The sequence below is a fragment of the Aeromonas sp. s12 genome (assembly GCF_040907925.1).
Lineage (GTDB): Bacteria > Pseudomonadota > Gammaproteobacteria > Enterobacterales > Aeromonadaceae > Aeromonas > Aeromonas veronii.
This window is the reverse complement of sequence record NZ_JBFOCT010000006.1, coordinates 18,722-36,174: the sequence shown is the minus strand read 5'-3', so window position 1 is coordinate 36,174 and position 17,453 is coordinate 18,722. Positions and strand designations below refer to the sequence as shown.

The 17,453-nt window shown below is 61.1% G+C and carries 16 protein-coding genes and 2 tRNA genes; 8 read left to right on the top strand and 10 right to left on the bottom strand.

The annotated features are described in order from the left end of the window. Positions 1-11: 11 nt before the first annotated feature. A tRNA-Lys gene (locus tag AB5Y67_RS01530) sits at positions 12-87 on the top strand. Positions 88-103: 16 nt separating this feature from the next. After that, a tRNA-Val gene (locus AB5Y67_RS01525) sits at positions 104-179 on the top strand. 305 nt (positions 180-484) lie between these two features. Here the strand turns inward: AB5Y67_RS01525 and AB5Y67_RS01520 are convergent. Further along, positions 485-1,798 carry a sodium-dependent transporter gene (locus AB5Y67_RS01520; RefSeq protein ID WP_199427605.1) on the bottom strand — a complete coding sequence of 438 codons (1,314 nt, stop codon included), beginning with the start codon at positions 1,796-1,798 and terminating at the stop codon, positions 485-487. A 432-nt stretch (positions 1,799-2,230) separates the two neighbouring features. Here AB5Y67_RS01520 and AB5Y67_RS01515 point away from each other — a divergent pair, with 432 nt between their 5' ends. Next, a complete protein-coding gene (locus tag AB5Y67_RS01515) occupies positions 2,231-2,950 on the top strand; it encodes an ABC transporter substrate-binding protein (RefSeq protein ID WP_160882247.1) in 720 nt (239 codons plus the stop codon). Between the two features lie 3 nt (positions 2,951-2,953). Here AB5Y67_RS01515 and AB5Y67_RS01510 read toward each other — a convergent pair whose 3' ends face one another. Together AB5Y67_RS01510 and AB5Y67_RS01505 are read right to left on the bottom strand one after the other, a co-directional pair. Next, positions 2,954-4,267 (bottom strand): sodium-dependent transporter, encoded by a 1,314-nt coding sequence (locus AB5Y67_RS01510; protein ID WP_160882248.1) that lies wholly within the window; start codon positions 4,265-4,267, stop codon positions 2,954-2,956. 211 nt (positions 4,268-4,478) lie between these two features. Then, positions 4,479-5,318: an isopenicillin N synthase family oxygenase gene (locus tag AB5Y67_RS01505; protein WP_076492465.1), complete on the bottom strand. Its 840-nt coding sequence runs from the start codon at positions 5,316-5,318 to the stop codon at positions 4,479-4,481. Between the two features lie 207 nt (positions 5,319-5,525). Between AB5Y67_RS01505 and AB5Y67_RS01500 the strand changes: the two genes are divergently transcribed. Further along, entirely contained in the window at positions 5,526-6,089 is a 564-nt protein-coding gene (locus AB5Y67_RS01500; protein ID WP_123172356.1) for a DUF2799 domain-containing protein, read from the top strand. A gap of 51 nt (positions 6,090-6,140) precedes the next feature. Here the strand turns inward: AB5Y67_RS01500 and AB5Y67_RS01495 are convergent, their stop codons facing one another. Both AB5Y67_RS01495 and AB5Y67_RS01490 read right to left on the bottom strand, forming a co-directional pair. Next, complete coding sequence (locus AB5Y67_RS01495) at positions 6,141-6,959, bottom strand: Cof-type HAD-IIB family hydrolase (RefSeq protein WP_199427606.1); 819 nt, start codon at positions 6,957-6,959, stop codon at positions 6,141-6,143. Between the two features lie 110 nt (positions 6,960-7,069). Further along, a complete protein-coding gene (locus AB5Y67_RS01490) occupies positions 7,070-8,299 on the bottom strand; it encodes an MFS transporter (RefSeq protein WP_123172358.1) in 1,230 nt (409 codons plus the stop codon). A gap of 106 nt (positions 8,300-8,405) precedes the next feature. Between AB5Y67_RS01490 and AB5Y67_RS01485 the strand changes: the two genes are divergently transcribed. Together AB5Y67_RS01485 and AB5Y67_RS01480 are read left to right on the top strand one after the other, a co-directional pair. Continuing rightward, a complete protein-coding gene (locus AB5Y67_RS01485; protein WP_199427607.1) occupies positions 8,406-9,029 on the top strand; it encodes a metalloregulator ArsR/SmtB family transcription factor in 624 nt (207 codons plus the stop codon). Between the two features lie 311 nt (positions 9,030-9,340). Further along, positions 9,341-9,817, top strand: a complete 477-nt coding sequence (locus tag AB5Y67_RS01480) for an Lrp/AsnC family transcriptional regulator (protein ID WP_005304871.1) — start codon at positions 9,341-9,343, stop codon at positions 9,815-9,817. Between the two features lie 131 nt (positions 9,818-9,948). On the opposite strand, the gene AB5Y67_RS01475 is transcribed toward AB5Y67_RS01480, so the two are convergent. Together AB5Y67_RS01475 and AB5Y67_RS01470 are read right to left on the bottom strand one after the other, a co-directional pair. Further along, positions 9,949-10,266 carry a hypothetical protein gene (locus AB5Y67_RS01475; RefSeq protein WP_005343224.1) on the bottom strand — a complete coding sequence of 106 codons (318 nt, stop codon included), beginning with the start codon at positions 10,264-10,266 and terminating at the stop codon, positions 9,949-9,951. A 145-nt stretch (positions 10,267-10,411) separates the two neighbouring features. Continuing rightward, on the bottom strand, positions 10,412-10,639 hold the full coding sequence (locus AB5Y67_RS01470; RefSeq protein ID WP_005335715.1) for a hypothetical protein: 228 nt from the start codon (positions 10,637-10,639) through the stop codon (positions 10,412-10,414). 206 nt (positions 10,640-10,845) lie between these two features. Here AB5Y67_RS01470 and AB5Y67_RS01465 point away from each other — a divergent pair, with 206 nt between their 5' ends. Together AB5Y67_RS01465 and chrA are read left to right on the top strand one after the other, a co-directional pair. Beyond that, the gene (locus AB5Y67_RS01465) at positions 10,846-11,301 is read left to right on the top strand and encodes an NUDIX hydrolase (RefSeq protein ID WP_199427608.1); all 456 of its coding nucleotides are present in this window, start codon (positions 10,846-10,848) and stop codon (positions 11,299-11,301) included. A gap of 58 nt (positions 11,302-11,359) precedes the next feature. Next, positions 11,360-12,526 (top strand): chromate efflux transporter, encoded by a 1,167-nt coding sequence (gene chrA, locus AB5Y67_RS01460; RefSeq protein WP_199427609.1) that lies wholly within the window; start codon positions 11,360-11,362, stop codon positions 12,524-12,526. Positions 12,527-12,599: 73 nt separating this feature from the next. Here chrA and msrB read toward each other — a convergent pair whose 3' ends face one another. From msrB to glgB, 3 genes are all read right to left on the bottom strand, one after another. Next, on the bottom strand, positions 12,600-12,986 hold the full coding sequence (gene msrB / locus AB5Y67_RS01455; RefSeq protein ID WP_005354730.1) for a peptide-methionine (R)-S-oxide reductase MsrB: 387 nt from the start codon (positions 12,984-12,986) through the stop codon (positions 12,600-12,602). A gap of 68 nt (positions 12,987-13,054) precedes the next feature. Then, on the bottom strand, positions 13,055-15,211 hold the full coding sequence (gene glgX, locus AB5Y67_RS01450; RefSeq protein ID WP_199427610.1) for a glycogen debranching protein GlgX: 2,157 nt from the start codon (positions 15,209-15,211) through the stop codon (positions 13,055-13,057). After that, positions 15,211-17,388: a 1,4-alpha-glucan branching protein GlgB gene (gene glgB / locus AB5Y67_RS01445; protein ID WP_199415717.1), complete on the bottom strand. Its 2,178-nt coding sequence runs from the start codon at positions 17,386-17,388 to the stop codon at positions 15,211-15,213. The genes glgX and glgB overlap by 1 nt, the downstream gene beginning before the upstream one ends. Positions 17,389-17,453 lie beyond the last annotated feature (65 nt).

Genomic DNA, 17,453 nt, shown 5'->3' with positions numbered 1-17,453 from the left:
ATGATTTAGATGGGTCGTTAGCTCAGTCGGTAGAGCAGTTGACTTTTAATCAATTGGTCGCTGGTTCGAATCCAGCACGACCCACCATCATTTCAGAATCCCAGGTCGTTTAGCTCAGCTGGGAGAGCACCTCCCTTACAAGGAGGGGGTCACTGGTTCGATCCCAGTAACGACCACCATATTCGCAAGCGAAGCTGAGATATCAGCTGCGGTTGCAGAGAAAGTCCCCACTCAGATGGGGATTTTTTTTGCCTAAAATTCAGTACTCCAGCTTCTTCTGTTGCCGTTGTGGCGAGCCAAGCACCACCTCTTATTGTGCCACTCTGCCACTCTGTCATTTCGCACATCCTCTACTCTGCTTTGCCGAGATTGCCCGACTGCACTCCTGTCCATCGTGATGCTGCTTATATGAACGCCTGTAATAAAGTGAACGCCAGCAATAAAAAGGGCAGGCCAAGGCCTGCCCGCAAGGGTGCGCAAGGCGTTACATGATCCCGCGGATCAGGATCCCGCTGATCAGCAGCGGCGCCACCACACGCCAGCACCAAAGCAGCGCCAGACGCAGGGCGGGTGACAGGCCCGCAGGCAGGATGGCATCACCCAGTCGCCAGCCCAGCAGCAGGGTCAATACCAGGCCAAAGAGCGGCATCATCAGGTTGGAGGTGAGGTAGTCGAGCAGCTCGAAGATGGTCTTGCCAAACAGGGTCAGATCGCTCCATGGGCCGAACGACAGGCTCACCGGAATGCCGGAGGCCATGATAAGCAGGGTCAACACCCGGCAGGCACCACGGCGCGACCAGCTCCACTCCTCGGTGGTGAAGCGCACCAGATGCTCCAGCATGGAGATGGAGGAGGAGAGGGCGGCGACCAGCAGCAACAGGAAGAAGACCACACCTAATCCCTGACCGAACGGCAGATGACTGAACACGGCAGGCATGGTCATAAAGGTGAGTCCTGGGCCTGCGGTAGGGTCGATACCGGTGGAGGCCAGCGCCGGGAAGATCATCAAGCCCGCCAGCACCGAGATAAGGCTGGCTAGGGTGACCACCCAGACCCCGGAGCGCAGCACCCCTTCGCTATTGGGCAGGTAGGCGCCATAGGTAGTGTGTACCCCGAGCCCGATGGAGAGGGAGAAGAAGGCCAGTCCCAGCGCGTCCAGCACGCTCTGGCCGGTCAGCATGGAGAAGTCCGGCAGCAGCAGCTGGCGCACACCCGCCATGGAGCCCGGCATGGAGAGACCGACCCCCACCAGCAGCAGCATCATGATGAAGAGCGCGGGCATCATCCAGCGCAGCGCCCGCTCAACCCCTTTCTGAATACCCCCCTGCACGAACCACCAGGTCAGGCCCGCGAAGATCAGATGGGTCAGCACCGGCCACCAGGGGTTGCTGACATAGCCGTTGAACAGGGCGGTGAGGGCGCTCCCCTCGCTCAGGTTGAGCTTGCCAGCCATCGCCAGCGCGGCGTAACCCACGGTCCAGCCACCGACCACGCTGTAGAAGCTGTAGATAAAGAAGCCGCAGGCGATCCCCATATACCCCATCCAGCGCCAGTTCGGCCCCACCAGTTTGCGAAAGGCGCCGAGCACCCCGCGCTGGCTATGGCTGCCGAGCAGAGTTTCGCCGACCTGTACCGCTACCCCCAGGGTGAAGCTGAACAGCAGAAAAACCAGCAGGAAGGCGCCACCGCCATTGGTGGCGGTCACATAGGGAAACTTCCAGATGGCACCAAGGCCAATCGCTGTGCCTGCTGCGGCCAGCACATGACCGAGACGGGAAGACCACTGAACCTGGCTCATACAACCTCCGGGTAACACGACATCGAAGCAATACTCCTCTGTAGCAATAAACGACAGACCATAAAAAAGGCCGCCTGAGGCGACCTTTGCAATGAACATTCAGAAAAACTGTGCGTGCAAGGTCACCTCTCTTGCGAGCTAAAAAATCGACCAAACAGCACGAGGATGGCAGACATGAGGTGACAACCTGACTAATGAATGAGGAAACAGCCTAAACCATGGAAAGAATAATTGACACATAAAATAAAAAATTTTTTATCTGTGCCGCTGTCACCACTCTGGCTATACGTACAACTCAGTGGGGGAAAACCTCGCCGGGCCGTATCTTTTCTACCTTGTGGCTATTTACTGGGCGATAATCGACGTAGCTTCTTCTGGAACTAGTGACCGCTACATGGCACAGACGGGAACAACGATGAGACAGGATGTCGTATGAGATGGATGGTGCTGCCCTGGTTACTGATCAGCCTGAGTGTGTCGGCGCAGCCCGCATTAACCCTGCTGAGTCACGACTTACCCCCCTTTACCGAATACCGCGACGGCAAGCTCGACGGATTCGCCATTCGCCTGATCGATGAGGTGCAGGAGGAGCTTGGCACCCGCTATCCGGTGCGGATTTACCCGCTCAAGCGGGCGCTGGCACTGGCACGGGTCGAGCCCGGCTATGGACTGTTCGTGGTACAGCGGCTCCCGGAGCGGGAGTCCCATTTCAAATGGGTTGGCCCGCTCTTTATCAATCGGGTCTTTATCTATCAGGCGCCGGATAGCCGCCATCCGCTGACCTCGCTGGCGCAGCTGCGAGATCTACCCAGAGTGGGGGTAGTGCTGGGCAATGCTGATGATGTGCGGCTGACCCATGAGGGCTACACCAATCTGGTGCGCTACCAGACGGTCGGAGAGGCGATAGAGCGGCTGATGCTGGGCAAGATAGATGCCTTGCCGATGGCGGAAATGGTCATGGAGGCCACCATCGACAAGATGGGGCTATCCCGGCGCAGCATCGCCAGTAGTGGCGTGCTGCTCCATCAGGCCGGTCTCTATATTGTCTTCTCCAAGGGGACGGATGATGCCGAGATCACCCGCTGGCAGCATGCCCTGGATGCAGTCAGAGCCGCCCAGGGGCGGGCCGATGAGCCCGCCCGCGAAGAGTAACCGTCACACCAGACCGCGAATCAAGATCCCGCCGATCAGCAAGGGGGCAATCCAGCGCCAGCAGTTCATCAGCAGGTGATGCCAGTGGCTGGCAATCCCCTGCGGCAGCGCCTTGCGTCCCAGCTTCCAGCCCAGCAGCAGCGTCAGCATCAGGCCGAACAGCGGCATCATCAGGTTGGAGGTGACAAAGTCCAGCAGCTCGAAGATGGTTTTGCCAAACAGGGTTGCGTGTTGCAGCGGGCCAAACGACAGGCTGACCGGAACACCGCTAACCATGACGAATCCAGTGATGGCGCTGCAGGCCGTGCGGCGTGACCAGCCCCAGGTCTCGCACAGGAAGCACTGCAAATGCTCCAGCAGGGAGATGGCCGAGGAGAGCGCCGCGAAGACCAGCAGGGCGAAGAAGATCACCTCAAGTACCTGACCGAAGGGCAGCAGCTGAAACACCGCCGGCATGGTCATAAAGGTGAGACCGGGGCCGGAGGCCGGGTCGATACCGGTCGAGGCCAGCACCGGGAAGATCATCAGCCCCGCCAGTACTGCCACCATGCTGGCCAGCAGTACCACCCAGAGGCTGGAGCGGCCAACCCCTTTGCTGGTCGGCAGATAGGCGCCGTAGGTGGTGTGAATGCCCAGACCGATGGAGAGGGAGAAGAAGGCCAGCCCCATGGCATCGAGCACGCCGGACATCCCCAGCTTGCTGAAGTCGGGCATCAGGAAGTGACGTACTCCCGCCATCGCATTGGGCAGGGTGAGGCCAAAGGCGACCAGCATCAGGATCATCAGGAACAGGGCCGGCATCATCCAGCGCAGGGTGCGCTCCACCCCTTTCTGAATGCCTCCTTGCACCACCATCCAGGTGAGGGCGGCAAACAGCAGATGGGTGAGAATGGGCCAGACGTCGCCGCTGACATAGTCATTGAAGCGGGCGGTGAGGGCTGCTGCATCACCATGGTTGAGATCGCCGGAGATGGCCATGCCGGTATAACCCAGGGTCCACCCGCCCACCACGCTGTAGAAGCAGTAGATGAGCAGGGTAGAGATCACCCCCATTACCCCAACCCAGCGCCACTGTTTGCCGAGCAGATCGGAGAAGGCACCCACTACCCCGCGGCGACTCATGCTGCCGAGCAGGGTCTCCCCCATCAGTACCGCCACCCCCAGGGTGAAGCTGAACAGCAGAAAGACCAGCAGGAAGGCGCCGCCGCCGTTGACTGCGGTGACATAGGGGAATTTCCAGATTGCGCCGATACCGACCGCGGAACCCGCTGCGGCGAGGATGTAGCCGAGTCGGGATGACCATTGGGACTGCTTCATAAGAACTCCAATCGAGCGCCCCTTGGCAGGGGCAGAATGGCGCTCATGTTACGGAGGTCACGGCGCAATCACTACGACGGTTATCAGGTGTAAATGCGATTTATTGGCACGATTGGCTAATTTAATTCTGTTTTTTGGCCAATCCTGCCACCAAATAAAAACCGGAGCGAGATTGCTCCGGTTTGGTCTCTGACAACTGCTCGTCGGTGGACTAGATCACCCCGAGCTCGCGCAGCCGCTCCATCAGGTAGCTGTGGGCGGTATGACGCTCGGAGAGCACCACATCCGGGCGCGGGTGGAGGAACAGCGGCAGGGAGATACGCGACTTGGCGGCACTGCCACCGGTCGGGTTGATGACGCGGTGAGTGGTGGAGGGGTAGTAGCCGCGAGAGGCCTCCTGCAGCATGTCGCCGATATTGATGATGAGGGTGCCAAAGTCACACGGCACGTCCATCCACTCGCCGTCGGAGCCCTTCACCTGCAGCCCCGGCTCGTTGGCGGCGGGCAGAATGGTAAGCAGGTTGATATCTTCGTGGGCGGCGGCGCGGATGGCGCCCGGCTCCTCGGTGCCATCGAACGGCGGATAGTGCAGCACCCGCAGCAGGGTCTTCTGGCTCTCTTCGATCATCGAGGAGAGGGGGCAGCTGTAGTGAGCGGCGATATCGGCCGGGGTGTACTGCTCGACCCAGCCCAGCAGCTCGGCGGCCAGACCGTTGGCGAGGCGGTAGTACTCCATCGCCTGCTCCTTCAGCTCTTCCGGCATCTGGCCCCAGGGGTAGATGTGGAAGTACTCCTTGATGTCTTTCTGGCTATGGCCCTTGGCCACCTCGGAGACCGACGGCGGGAAGTAGCCATCTTGAGTCTCGCGGTTGAACAGAAAATCCTGCTTCTGCTCGCTCATGAAGAAGCGATACCAGTTGTCGTAGATGGACTGCACCAGCTCTTTCGGAATGGGGTGGTTGGTCAGCACGCCAAAGCCGGTGGTTCGCAGGGATTCGGTGAAGCGTTGGGCCGCATCGGGTGAGCGGTAATCGACGGTCAGGACTTTCATTGTTTTTGTTGCGCGCCAGTTAAAAGATGGCGCAGTTTACCTTGCGCCTGATAACAAGGAAAGCGGGTTGGCCGCCCCGTCTGGCACGGCGTTGAATAGTGACAAAAACATCAAATAAACCGCGCCAGACCGCACGGGAGCGCATCCCTTGTTATGGCCTTTTATCCTCTCTAGAATGCCGCTCACTATCTTTTCCGGAGTCTGTTCATGTCCCCCAAAATCCTGTTGCTGACCCTGCCGGTATTGCTGGCGGGATGCAGTGCCCTGTCAGAAGATGAGTGCCGCACCATGAGTTGGTACAACCTGGGTTATCAGGATGGATCGGAAGGCAAAACCCGTCAGGCGACCCGCGACTACGTTTCGTCTTGCAGCGAATATGGCCTCCGGGTGGATGAGGCCGAGTGGAAACGGGGCTACGACAAGGGGCTGGAGCTCTATTGCATTCCCGAGCTGGCTTACAGCAAGGGAAAGGAGGGGCAGGCCTATCTGGGGGTATGCCCCAATGACGCCAGCTTCCTCAAGCAGTATCAGCGTGGCTACGAAGAGTACAAACTGGCTGCTCGCATGCGGGAGATCAGCGACGAGCTGGAGCGTACCGAGCTGGATATCGATACGCTGGAGCGCAGCATCCGCAACGAAACCAACACGGAACAGCGCGACTACTACCGCGCCAAGCGCGATCGGGCCATTCGCCACTACGAATCCCTGCGCCGGGAGTACAACCGTCTGCGTTATCCGGATCGGGTGATCCAGTTCTCCTTCGGCGGTTAATCCCTCTCTTCATGGCCAGCCCGCGTGCTGGCCATGTTGCATCTTGTCAGCTCAGGGCAGAACCCAGCGCTGCAGCGCTAGTGCGATACCATCTTCGTTGTGGTCGGCCGTGACCCGATGGGCATGGCTCTGGATCTGCGGGGCCGCATTGCCCATGGCCACCGCCAGTCCCACCTGCTCGAACATGCTGATGTCGTTGTTGTTGTCCCCAAACGCTACCACCTGATCCATCGCAATTCCTTCGCAGGCAGCCCACTGGGCCAGCCGGTTGCCCTTGCTGCAACCGGGCTGTACCAGCTCTACCGCATAGGGGGCCGCCCAGTCGCGGGTAAAGGGCATCTGCTCGACCACCTCGCCCATAAAGGTGTGCAGGCGTGCCGGATCCTGATTGAACAGCTCCAGCTTCCAGACCGGGTTGTCGAGCCAGCCTGCCAGCTCCTCGACCGGGTGGAGGGCGATCTTGAGGTGGTCCGGCTGATTGGCCGACCAGTGGCGGATGCGGGTGACATGCTCTTCGCAGCCGATGTAGCCGATCCCCTCGCTCAGGTGGAACAGGGCGCTCATCTGCTGTGCTTCGACCGCGGCCAGCAGCTCGGTAAGCGGGGCGGCCGCCAGCGGGTCGCCGCTGAGGATCCCGTTTTGCACCGGATCATAGAGATAGGCGCCGTTGCTGCAGATGAGGGGGGTATCGAGTGCCAGCTCGTGGTGGAAGGGACGCGCCGTCATGTAGTGGCGCCCCGTGACCAGCAGCACCTTGATGCCGTGGGCGCGGGCTTGCGCCAGTGCTGCCCGGGTGGCCGACGAGATCTTGTGATCCCGGGTCAGCAGGGTGCCATCCATATCGAGCGCGATGGCCTTGTACTCACTCATAGCTCCTCCAGCATCGAACAAATCCGCAAAGAGCCTTACCGTCCCAGACCCGGCGCCCCGATGCAAGTCTTGCCCGCGGCCGAAGCGCCGAACTGTGATCCCTTCGTGGCTCAGGTGCAGCTGGCCAGCTGTTGACGACGGTCGGCACGGCGGCGCAGCAGATAGAAACCGGCGGCACTGGCAAGGGAGCAGAGGGTGGCGAGATAGAAGGGCCACTCGGTACCGGCCAGCAGCACCAGACTGCCGAGCAGCACCGCCAGGATCTCGCTGCCCACGGCGAGGGCGCGGTAGAGCCCCATCGCCTGCCCCTGCTGCTCCGGGTGACTGCGGTTGGAGATCGCCACCGAAGTGGCCAGTTCCCCCAGGCTCATGCCGATGCCAGCCGGAACGAAGGTGAGTGCCAGCCCCCACCAGTGCACGGGCAGGATAAAGAGCAGCATGCCGCTCGCCATCACCAGATGGCCGACAATCCCGAGGGAGCTGCCGCGCCAGTGGCGGGCGATGCGGGAGCCGAGCCAGGAGCCCGCCATCATGGGCAGACTCACCAGCACCGCCGCCTGCGCCAGCTGGGCCGGATCCCAGGACAGCCGCTCCACCAGCCAGATATTGAAGTAGGTGAAATAGAGCTGCACCGCACCATAGCTGATCAGGGTAAGTGCGAAGTAGGGCAGCAGGGCCGGTTGCAGCAGCAACTGGCGGCTGGAGAGGGTCGCTGTCTGACGGGTGGCCGCCACCGGCGGACGATAGGGGATCAGCCAGTAGACCAGCAGCAGGTTGAGCAGGGTCATTCCTACCGCCAGCCAGGCGGCCAGACTGTAATCCCCCGAGATCACCGCGGCGTAGCCCCCGATCATCGGCCCCACGACCCAGCCCAGATTCATGCCGATGTTGATCCAGGCGAAGCTGCGGGCCTTGTGCTCCTTGCCGGCGAGATCCGCTGCCATCGCCTGCACTATGGCGATGTTGCCGTTGCATAGCCCCTCTACAATCCGGCTGAGCAGCAGCAGGGGGAGGGAGCGCCAGGCGATACCGAGTGCCATCAGGGCATAGCCTGCCAGTACCCCCGCCAGCGAGAGCAACAGCAGTGGCTTGCGGCCATAGCGGTCGGAGAGGCGACCGAGCCAGGGACTGCCCACCAGCTGGAACAGGGGATAGAGCCCCATGATGACCCCCAGCCAAACCTTGCGGCTCCAGTCGGAGGCATCCGGCGTCAGCATGCCGTGGGCCGGATCCAGCAGCAAAGGTGCCAACACCGGGGAGGGGAGACTGAAACCTGCAACTGCCAGCGTGACCGTCATGATCAGCACCCAGAGGGGATTTTTGTGCCCGTGTTTCTCCATGTTGCACCCATTAAATAAAGTTATTGGTTTATTTATGCTGATTCATAGACGGGATTAAGTAAAGTGAATTGTTGATTTAATAAAGAGCGCTCCCCATAATGAGATCATGAACGCAAGCACCGACAAGATCCTGTTTCTGCTCAAGAGCCATGGCTCGCAGAGCGCCGCCGCGCTGGGGGAGCAGTTGCAGATGACCTCCATGGGCGCCCGCCAGCACCTGCTCACGCTGGAGCAGGAGGGGTGGGTCACATTCAGCGACGAGGCGCGCGGGCGCGGTCGTCCCGTGCGGCTGTGGCAGCTCACCGAGCAGGCCTGGCAGCGCTTCCCCGATAGCCATAGCGACCTGACCGTGCAACTGATCGACAACGTGCGCGAGCTGTTTGGCGAGGAGGGGATGGAGCGGCTGATCCAGCAGCGGGAGCAGCAAATGCTTGCTCGCTATCAGGAGGCGCTGGGGTCCCATGGTCTATCTGGCCGGCTGGCGGCGCTCAAGGAGCTGCGTACTCGCGAGGGCTACATGGCGGAGATCCTCCGCGAAGAGGATGGTAGCTGGCTGCTGTGGGAGAGCCACTGCCCCATCTGTGCGGCAGCGCGTACCTGCCGCGGTTTCTGTCGCAGCGAGCTGGCGCTGTTTCGCCAGCTGCTGGCGCCGGCGACGGTGGAGCGGGAGCAATATCTGCTGGAGGGGGCGCATCGCTGCCTCTATCGCATCACGCCGCCCGCGCTCTGATTGCGCCAAACGCCCAAAAACAACAAAGCAGGCGCCGGGATGCCTGCTTTGTTGCCTTCGGGGAGGGGGTTCTCTCGTTCCAGCCCGTCGTTTCCCGATAAGGTAAGACGGCTGATGGGGCTCTTGACCCGGTAAGGTCCTTCACCGCAGAGACCCGGTCAGGTATCTGCTTTGCCACCGGAAGATGTAACCATAGTATCCCTCCCGTGCCGGTGAGTGGTTGCAAAGTAACCACTTATTTCGGTTGTTTTTGCAATACTTCACCCTTAATCTAGGAAAAGTGGATTAGTCATTGCAACGAGGAAGGGTAGATGCTGAAACTTGATCGCATAGACAGACATATTCTCGAGCTGATGCAGGAGAATGGCCGCATCAGCAATCTGGAACTGGCCGAGCTGGTAGGGCTCTCGCCGTCCCCCTGCTCCCGCCGGGTCAAGGCGCTGGAGGATGCCGGTCTCATCGACACCCACGTTACTCTGCTCAACGCCCGCCAGCTTGGCCTCACCCTCACCGCCTACATTCATATATCCATGGACAGACACACGCCCGAGCGGTTCGAAAACTTCGATCGCGCCATCAGCGAGTTGCCCGAAGTGCTGGAGTGTGACCTCATCACCGGCAACGATGCCGACTACCAGCTCAAGGTGGTGGTGCGCGATATGGAGCACTACCAGCACTTCCTGCTGGACAAGCTGACCCATATTCCGGGGGTGACCGGGGTGCGCTCCAGCTTCGTGCTGCGCCGCATCAAGCACAAGACGGCGCTGCCGCTCAACCATCTGGGGTGAGCCCGCGCAAGCCGCTTATATAAACAGAAAGAGGAGGCCAGTGGCCTCCTCTTTTGCTATTCGCTCTTGGTTATGCGGTAGTGGTTATCGGGTCTGGATTAGCTGTCGCGGTGACGGGGCGACTGCCGCTGTCAGACGCTGACCTGGCTGATGTCTTCCACCTGCAGCAGCCAGCCGCTCTGCTCCTGCTGCGGTTCGCCGCTGACCCGCAGCCGCTCACCGGTCGGCACCCACTGCCCCTCGGGCAGGGAGACCAGCAGGCTCTCGCTGCCGTTGTCGAACAGCCAGCGATCTTCGCCAAGCGATTCAATCAGATAACCTTCCATCTCCACTCTGGACTCGGCTTGCCAGGATGGCGCAACGGAATCACGGCTCTCGATGAAATCCCCCTGAACACCAAAACTGGCTAGCCCCCACAGAATGGAGAGCCCGACGATGGATGTTTGCATCTTGTCTCTCCTCTTTTGGAACTGTAGGGCCAGTATGGGAACAGAAAACTGAGCGCACCATGAACAAGGTGGCAAAGTGCTGGCGAGATCGCGAAAAAATCCGGCCAATTGGCCGGCATAGTCATTTTATGGTGTCTGGATCACACTATTTGGCGGCTTCTTCTGCCATCCGTTCAGCTCTTGGCTTATTCGTCCACATGGCTACCCCGCGATGATCCCCACAGATCCCCTCTGCCACCACGGCGCGAACCCGGGTGCCATCTTTGCAAATGGCCTGCCAGGCGTCGGCATCATCGATGGCGAGCGAGTTGGGGGGCGGCGTGGTTTGGCAAGCCGTGAGCAGCAGGGCGCACAGGGGGAGCAATTTTTTCATGGCGTACTCCTCGGGGTGATGGGGGACTGAGAGGATGGGGATAACCTCTCCATCCGGGCTTCACTCCCCAGCATCAGTGATAACCGGTTAAGGGGCAAGGGGAGGGGCCACAGACAGGCGCAGGTGCCGTGCAGCCGGGGCTTGCCCTGTGCCCTCCTTGGGCCTAAGGTGGGGCCGTTTTATTGCCTGATTGAAGGAGCGTTTTCATGTCCACTCTTTATCCCCGCGTCGGGGTCGGCGTCATCCTGACCAACCCCCAAGGCCAGGTGCTGCTTGGCAAACGCAAGGGGAGCCATGCCCCCTACTGGTCGATCCCGGGTGGTCATCTGGAGTTGGGGGAGAGCTTCGAGTCGGCGGCGATCCGCGAGGTGGCCGAGGAGACCGGACTTGAGATCCACGGGCCCGAGGTGGTAGCGGTGACCAACAATCTGGAGACCTGGCGCGAGAGCGGGCTGCACTATATCTCGGTGACGCTGCACGCCCGGGCCGATGGCGAACCGCAACTGCTGGAGCCGGAGAAGTGCGAAGGCTGGGTCTGGTGCGATCCGCGCGAGTTGCCCGAGCCCCATTTCGACGCCAGCCGCCAGTCCATTGCTTGCTGGCTGGCGGGACGCTGCTATTTGCCGGGTGATATGCCCATGGTGTCGGCCGAATCAGCCTGATTGTCATAAAACGATCATCGCGCTGTCATAATATCCCCACTCCATCGGGAGAAGAGGGATGAGGGAGAAGAGCGTGGGACAGGTATTTATTCAGTTTTTATGGCTGGGATGCATCAGTTTTGGCGGCCCGGCCGCTCATATCGGCTATTTCCAGCGTACCTTCGTCCAGCGGCTAGGCTGGCTGACACAGGCCGAATTTGCCCACTTGCTGGCGCTGTGCCAACTGCTGCCGGGGCCCGCCTCCAGCCAGCTTGGTTTCGCCATCGGTCGTCATCGCGCCGGTCTGGGCGGGGCGCTCTCAGCTTTTCTTGGCTTCACGCTGCCCTCATTTCTGCTGCTACTGGCGGCCGCGATCGGCATCGGCCAGCTGGGCAGCAATCTGTGGCTCGACGCTGCCTTGCATGGCCTTAAACTGCTGGCGCTTATCGTGGTGGCCGATGCGGTGCTCACCATGAGTCGTCAGTTTTGTGCCACGGGAATGACCCAAGGGATCATGGTGGTGACCGCTGCCGCACTCTGGTGGCAGCCCGGTCTGTTGACTCAACTGTTGATGCTGGCGGGAGCTGCGCTGATCTGCGCCCGCAGCCAGCGCGGGGCGGGGAGTCGCCCTGCCACCGCCGAGCTGCCTGCTGCCGCCAGCAGTCAGCCTCATTGGCCGACCCTGCTGCTGTTTGGCATCCTTTTTATTGGTCTGCCGTTGCTCGGTAGCCCGATTGGCCAGCTGGTTGCCGACTTCTATCGCGCCGGTAGTCTGGTGTTTGGCGGTGGCCATGTGGTGCTGCCGCTGCTGCAAGAGAGCGTGGGCCACACTCTCAACGAGCAGCAGTTTCTGACCGGTTACAGCCTGGCCCAGTTGGTGCCGGGCCCCATGTTTACCCTTGCCACCTATCTTGGCGCACAGTTGCAGCCCGAGATGCCGATGATCGGGGCCCTGTTGGCGACCCTGGCGCTCTTTGCACCCGGCTTTCTGCTGCTCTGGGCGGTGGGCACCTGCTGGCAACAGTGGCTGGCCCGGCCCCGTCTGGCGGGGGCCGTCACCGGCATCAATGCTGCCGTAGTGGGCTTGTTGCTGGCGGCCCTCTATCAGCCGGTGTGGCAGAGCGCGGTGCTGGCGCCGACCGATCTGGCGCTGGCGGCCATCGGTTTTTATCTGCTGCGGGTGGTGAAGCTGCCGATACCGGCCATCGCGGCCCTGTTGGTGATGGCTGCTATCCTGCTGGCGTGAATGCGGTGAAATCCCGATAAAAAACGGCGCCTCCGTGATGGAGGCGCCGTTTTTATTGCAATGGGTCAGCTGCTTAAGCGTCGGGATCGAAATCCAGACTCAGGCTGTTGACGCAGTAGCGCTGGCCGGTTTCGGTCGGTCCGTCGGGGAAGACGTGACCGAGGTGAGAGCCGCACTGGCGGCAGGTGATCTCCACTCGCTTCATGCCGTGGCTGTTGTCCTCGGTGTACTCCACCGTCCCCTCGATGGCCTTGTCGAACGAGGGCCAGCCGCAGCCGGAATCAAACTTGGCTCCTGAGTGAAACAGCACGCTCTTGCAGCAGACACAGAGGTAGTCGCCGCTCTTGCGATTGTGGAGCAGGGCGCCGCTGTAGGGGCGCTCGGTGCCCTTCTCCCAGCAGACGTGAAACTGCTCGGGGGTCAGTTTGCTGCGCCACTGTTCCGGATTGTTACTGCTCATACCGACTCCTTGCCATCCATACCGGAGCCCAGCATAGCGGCTCCGTAAAGCTGACTCCAGCATGCCTGTTATGCTTTGCCTGTATCTGTGATCGAGGTGGCAACCATCTCCTCACCGGATGCAGGGAGAATTTCCTGCTGCGGTGGCTGGGCATCCTCCGCCGTGCTGGCCAGCGCCACCCGCTCCAGCAGTTTGAGGGAGTGGGCCCGGCCGACCGCCACCTGCCGTTTGATGTCATCGGGCAGGAAGGGCAGCCCATCGTTAGTGGCGGTGTCGATGGTCTGGATCCACTCCAGCCCTTCCCCCGGCGGTGGCAGGCGGAACTGGATATCGTAGTCGCTGGCGTTGAACAGCACGTACCAGCGCTCGCCGACACAGTTGATCATGCCGATATCCATGGCGAACGCCTGCCCCATGGGGGCGTGCCAATCCTGATCGGTGAGCTGGTGGCCATCCGGGTGATACCAGTTGACCTGATGGCAGCTGGTGGCGGTGCCGTGCCAGCTGTCATCGCTCAGTTGCAGGTTGGAGAAGACGGTGGATTCCGCCCGCAGTGCCATCATCTGCTGGGTGAAGGCGAACAGCCGTTCATCCTCCGGTCGCCACTGCCAGTTGACCCAGCTGATCTGGTTGTCCTGGCAGTAGGCGTTGTTGTTGCCAAGCTGGCTGCGGCCCATCTCGTCGCCGGCGAGGAAGTGCGGGGTCCCTTGCGACAGCAGCAGGGTGGCAATCAGATTGCGCTTCTGCTGCTGGCGCAGGCTGTTGACCCGCGGATCCAGGGTTGGCCCCTCAACCCCGTGGTTATAGGAGAGGTTGTTGCCGTGACCGTCCCGATTGTCTTCACCGTTGGCCTGATTGTGGCGCTGGTTGTAGGAGACCAGATCCTCCAGGGTGAAACCGTCGTGATAGCAGAGGTAGTTGACGCTGGTGTGGGGGGAGCGCCAGTTCTTCGGGAAGATATCCCGCGAACCCACCAGACGGGTGGCAAAGTCCCCCATCTTGCCCGCATCACCGCGCCAGAAGGCGCGCACAGTATCGCGGTAGCGGTCATTGATCTCCTGCCACTGGCTCGGGAATTGACCCAGCCGGTAGCCGAAGGGGCCGATATCCCAGGGTTCGGCGATGAGCTTGACCTGTGACAGCACAGGGTCGGCCATCACTGCTTTGAAGAAGGCGCCCATGGGCTCGAACTCCCCCGCTTCCCGCGCCAGCGTCACCGCCAGATCGAAACGGAAGCCATCCACCTGCATCTCGGTGACCCAGTAGCGCAGAGCATCGAGCACCAGCCGCAGGGTGTTGGGGTGATCCAGATTGACGCTGTTGCCACAGCCGGTCACGTTGGCGTGACGGGTGTAGTCGGGGCCGTGGGGGCCCGCTTCGAAGGCGTAGTAACCGGCGTTGTCAAAGCCCTTGAACGAGAGAGTAGGGCCGTCGAAGCCAGAGGCGGCAGTGTGGTTGTAGACCACATCCAGGATCACCTCGAGCCCGGCCCGGTGCAGCTCGCGCACCATGGTCTTGAACTCGGTCACCGCCTCGGCCGCCCTGGTGCTGTAGCGCGGCTCCGGGGCGAAGAAGGCGATAGGGTTGTAGCCCCAGTAGTTGGTCAGTCCCAACTGCTCCAGTCGCGGTTCCGACATGAAGGCGGCCACCGGCATCAGCTGCACCGAGGTGATGCCGAGACTCTTCATGTGCTCGATGACCAGCGGGTGACAGATGCCAAGGTAGGTGCCCTGCAGCGCTTTGGGGATCCCTGGATGCTGCTTGGTAAAGCCCTTGACGTGGGTCTCGTAGATAATGGTGCGGGCCGGGCTGATCCCGGGTTTGCCAACCCCTTGCCAGTCAAAACTGTCATCCACCACCACCGACTTGGCAATCATCCCGGCGCTGTCACCCTGATAGAGGGCTTCATCCCAGTAGGTGGGACGACTGAGCGCCTTGGCGTAGGGGTCAATCAGCAGTTTTTGCGGATCGAACAGCATCCCCTCCTGCGGGGTACCATAGACCCGATAGCCGTAGCGCTGACCGGCCTTTACGCCGCGTACGTAGCCAAAGCGATACTGGCCACGGCGGCCGGGCAGCTCCAGCCGCATCAGCTCCTGCTCCTGCTCGTCGTACAGGCAGATCTCCACCTTGTCCGACTGGGGGGCCCAGACGCAGAAGTGGCAACCGTTCTCGTCAAGGCGGGCCCCCAGCGGGTGGCCCACCCCTTTTTCCATTACAAGCATCAAGACTCCTGTTTGATAAACAAGGTCGCCAGCGGCGGCAGATCCAGCACTATGCTGTGTGCCATCCCCTGCCAGGGGGTCGGCTCGGCAGCGAACACCAGACCTACATCATAGTTACTGCCCCAGTAATACTCGCTGTCGGTGTTGAGCACCACCCGATAGTGGCCCGCCGCAGGGACGCCGATCCGATATTCGAGACGGGGCACCGGGGTGAAGTTGCAAGCCACAACAATAGCCTGCTTGCCCTCTTTGTCCGCCCGCAGCCAGGCAAAGATGCTGTTGTCGGCATCGTTGTGATCCAGCCAGCGGAAGCCGGTCTGCTCATAATCGGCCTGATACAAGGCAGGCTCATGACGGTAGAGGTGGTTGAGATCGTGGATCAGCCGTTGCTGACCGGCATGCTTGGGATATTGCAGCAGATGCCACGGCAGCTGGGCGTCGTGGTTCCACTCGTTGCTTTGGGCGATTTCGGTGCCCATGAAGTTGAGCTTCTTGCCCGGGTGGGCGTACATGAAGCCCATATAGGCCCGCAGGTTGGCGGCTTGCTGCCACTCGTCGCCCGGCATCTTGTAGAGCATGGAGTGCTTGCCGTGTACCACCTCGTCGTGGGAGAGCGACAGGATGAAGTTCTCGTCATAGTGGTAAACCATGGAGAAGGTCATGTCGTTGTGGTGATAGCGGCGGTGGATCGGCTCTTTCTGCATATAGGTGAGGGTGTCGTGCATCCAGCCCATATTCCACTTGAAGCCAAAGCCGAGGCCACCGAGGAAGGTGGGGCGGGAGACACCGGCAAAGGCGGTGGACTCTTCGGCTATGGTCATGGCGTGGGGGTACTTGCCGTAGACCTCCTCGTTGGTCCACTTGAGCAGACTGATCGCCTCGTAGTTGTGGTTGCCGCCATCGACGTTCGGTACCCACTCACCGGCGTTGCGGGAGTAGTCCAGATAGAGCATGGAGGCGACCGCATCCACCCGCAGGCCGTCGATGTGGAACTTGTCGAGCCAGAACAGGGCGCTCGCTACTAGGAACTGGCGCACTGTGTCGCGGCCAAAGTCATAGATGTAGGAGTTCCAGTCCGGGTGCCAGCCACGGCGCGGATCCTCGTACTCGTAGAGCGGGGTGCCATCGAAACGGGCCAGGCCGTGGGCATCGGACGGGAAGTGGGCGGGCACCCAGTCCAGAATGATGCCGATCCCGGCTTGGTGGCACTGGTCGACGAAGTATTTGAAATCATCAGCGGTGCCGTAGCGGCTGGTGGGGGAGAACATGCCCACCGGCTGGTAGCCCCAGGAGCCGCTGAAGGGGTGCTCGGAGACCGGCAGCAGCTCGATGTGGGTGTACTCCATCTCCTTGACGTAGGCGACCAGCTCCACTGCCAGCTCGCGCCAGCTCAGGCTGTCGCCATTGGGGTGGCGCTTCCAGGAGCCGACATGCAGCTCATAGATGGAGAGCGGCTGCTCGCGTTTGTCGTTGTGCTGGCTGGCAATCCACTCGGCATCCTGCCACTGGTAATGGGCGTGGTCATAGACCACGGAAGCGAACGACGGATACTGCTCGCAGTAAAAGCCGACCGGATCGCTCTTGTGGGGCAGCCGGTTGCCCATGGGGTCCTTGAGCTCGAACTTGTAGCGATCCCCGGCCTTGAGGCCCGGCACAAACAGCACCCAGTGACCGCAGAGGCTGCGCTGCATCGGGTGGCGGCGGCCATCCCAGAAGTTGAAATCGCCGATGAGGCTCACAGCGGTGGCGCTCGGCGCATAGACCGCAAAACGCACCCCTTCCACCTGCTGGCCAAGATGCTCCACGGTGCGCAGCTGGGCGCCAAGGGTGTGGTAGAGGTTTTCCGGCTGGGCGGTCAGTTCGGCCAGGCCTGCCCAAGCGGCATCCTGAAACTGATAGGGGTCGATGACCTCGGTGGTGGCATCTTGGTAGCTGGCGATCAGCTGATAGGGGAAGGAGTTTTTGCGGCGGGTGAAAACAGTTTCAAAAAGACCCGATTCATCGGTGGGCGCCAGGGTGGCAACGACTTTGCCCGATTTGAGATCCTTGACGCGAACTTCGAGGGCATCAGGCAACCAGGCGGTCAGTTTGAGGCCGGGCCCATCCGGATTGGCCTGCAGGCCTAAGTGAGAGAAGGGATCGGAACAGCGGGCAGCAACCAAACGTTCAACGAGCATCGAGATTTCCTTTCATGACAGAGCATCCACTCCGGCCGAAGCCGGAGTGGATTTAGGTGAGAGCG

Excerpts from the sequence above, each read along its gene's own strand:
- glgX (WP_199427610.1), bottom strand. The coding sequence starts at position 15,211 with ATGCTTGTAATGGAAAAAGGGGTGGGCCACCCGCTGGGGGCCCGCCTT.
- AB5Y67_RS01480 (WP_005304871.1), top strand. The coding sequence starts at position 9,341 with ATGCTGAAACTTGATCGCATAGACAGACATATTCTCGAGCTGATGCAG.
- AB5Y67_RS01500 (WP_123172356.1), top strand. The coding sequence starts at position 5,526 with ATGTCCCCCAAAATCCTGTTGCTGACCCTGCCGGTATTGCTGGCGGGA.
- msrB (WP_005354730.1), bottom strand. The coding sequence starts at position 12,986 with ATGAGCAGTAACAATCCGGAACAGTGGCGCAGCAAACTGACCCCCGAG.
- AB5Y67_RS01515 (WP_160882247.1), top strand. The coding sequence starts at position 2,231 with ATGAGATGGATGGTGCTGCCCTGGTTACTGATCAGCCTGAGTGTGTCG.
- AB5Y67_RS01520 (WP_199427605.1), bottom strand. The coding sequence starts at position 1,798 with ATGAGCCAGGTTCAGTGGTCTTCCCGTCTCGGTCATGTGCTGGCCGCA.
- AB5Y67_RS01505 (WP_076492465.1), bottom strand. The coding sequence starts at position 5,318 with ATGAAAGTCCTGACCGTCGATTACCGCTCACCCGATGCGGCCCAACGC.
- AB5Y67_RS01510 (WP_160882248.1), bottom strand. The coding sequence starts at position 4,267 with ATGAAGCAGTCCCAATGGTCATCCCGACTCGGCTACATCCTCGCCGCA.
- AB5Y67_RS01475 (WP_005343224.1), bottom strand. The coding sequence starts at position 10,266 with ATGCAAACATCCATCGTCGGGCTCTCCATTCTGTGGGGGCTAGCCAGT.
- AB5Y67_RS01470 (WP_005335715.1), bottom strand. The coding sequence starts at position 10,639 with ATGAAAAAATTGCTCCCCCTGTGCGCCCTGCTGCTCACGGCTTGCCAA.
- glgB (WP_199415717.1), bottom strand. The coding sequence starts at position 17,388 with ATGCTCGTTGAACGTTTGGTTGCTGCCCGCTGTTCCGATCCCTTCTCT.
- AB5Y67_RS01465 (WP_199427608.1), top strand. The coding sequence starts at position 10,846 with ATGTCCACTCTTTATCCCCGCGTCGGGGTCGGCGTCATCCTGACCAAC.
- chrA (WP_199427609.1), top strand. The coding sequence starts at position 11,360 with ATGAGGGAGAAGAGCGTGGGACAGGTATTTATTCAGTTTTTATGGCTG.
- AB5Y67_RS01485 (WP_199427607.1), top strand. The coding sequence starts at position 8,406 with ATGAACGCAAGCACCGACAAGATCCTGTTTCTGCTCAAGAGCCATGGC.
- AB5Y67_RS01490 (WP_123172358.1), bottom strand. The coding sequence starts at position 8,299 with ATGGAGAAACACGGGCACAAAAATCCCCTCTGGGTGCTGATCATGACG.
- AB5Y67_RS01495 (WP_199427606.1), bottom strand. The coding sequence starts at position 6,959 with ATGAGTGAGTACAAGGCCATCGCGCTCGATATGGATGGCACCCTGCTG.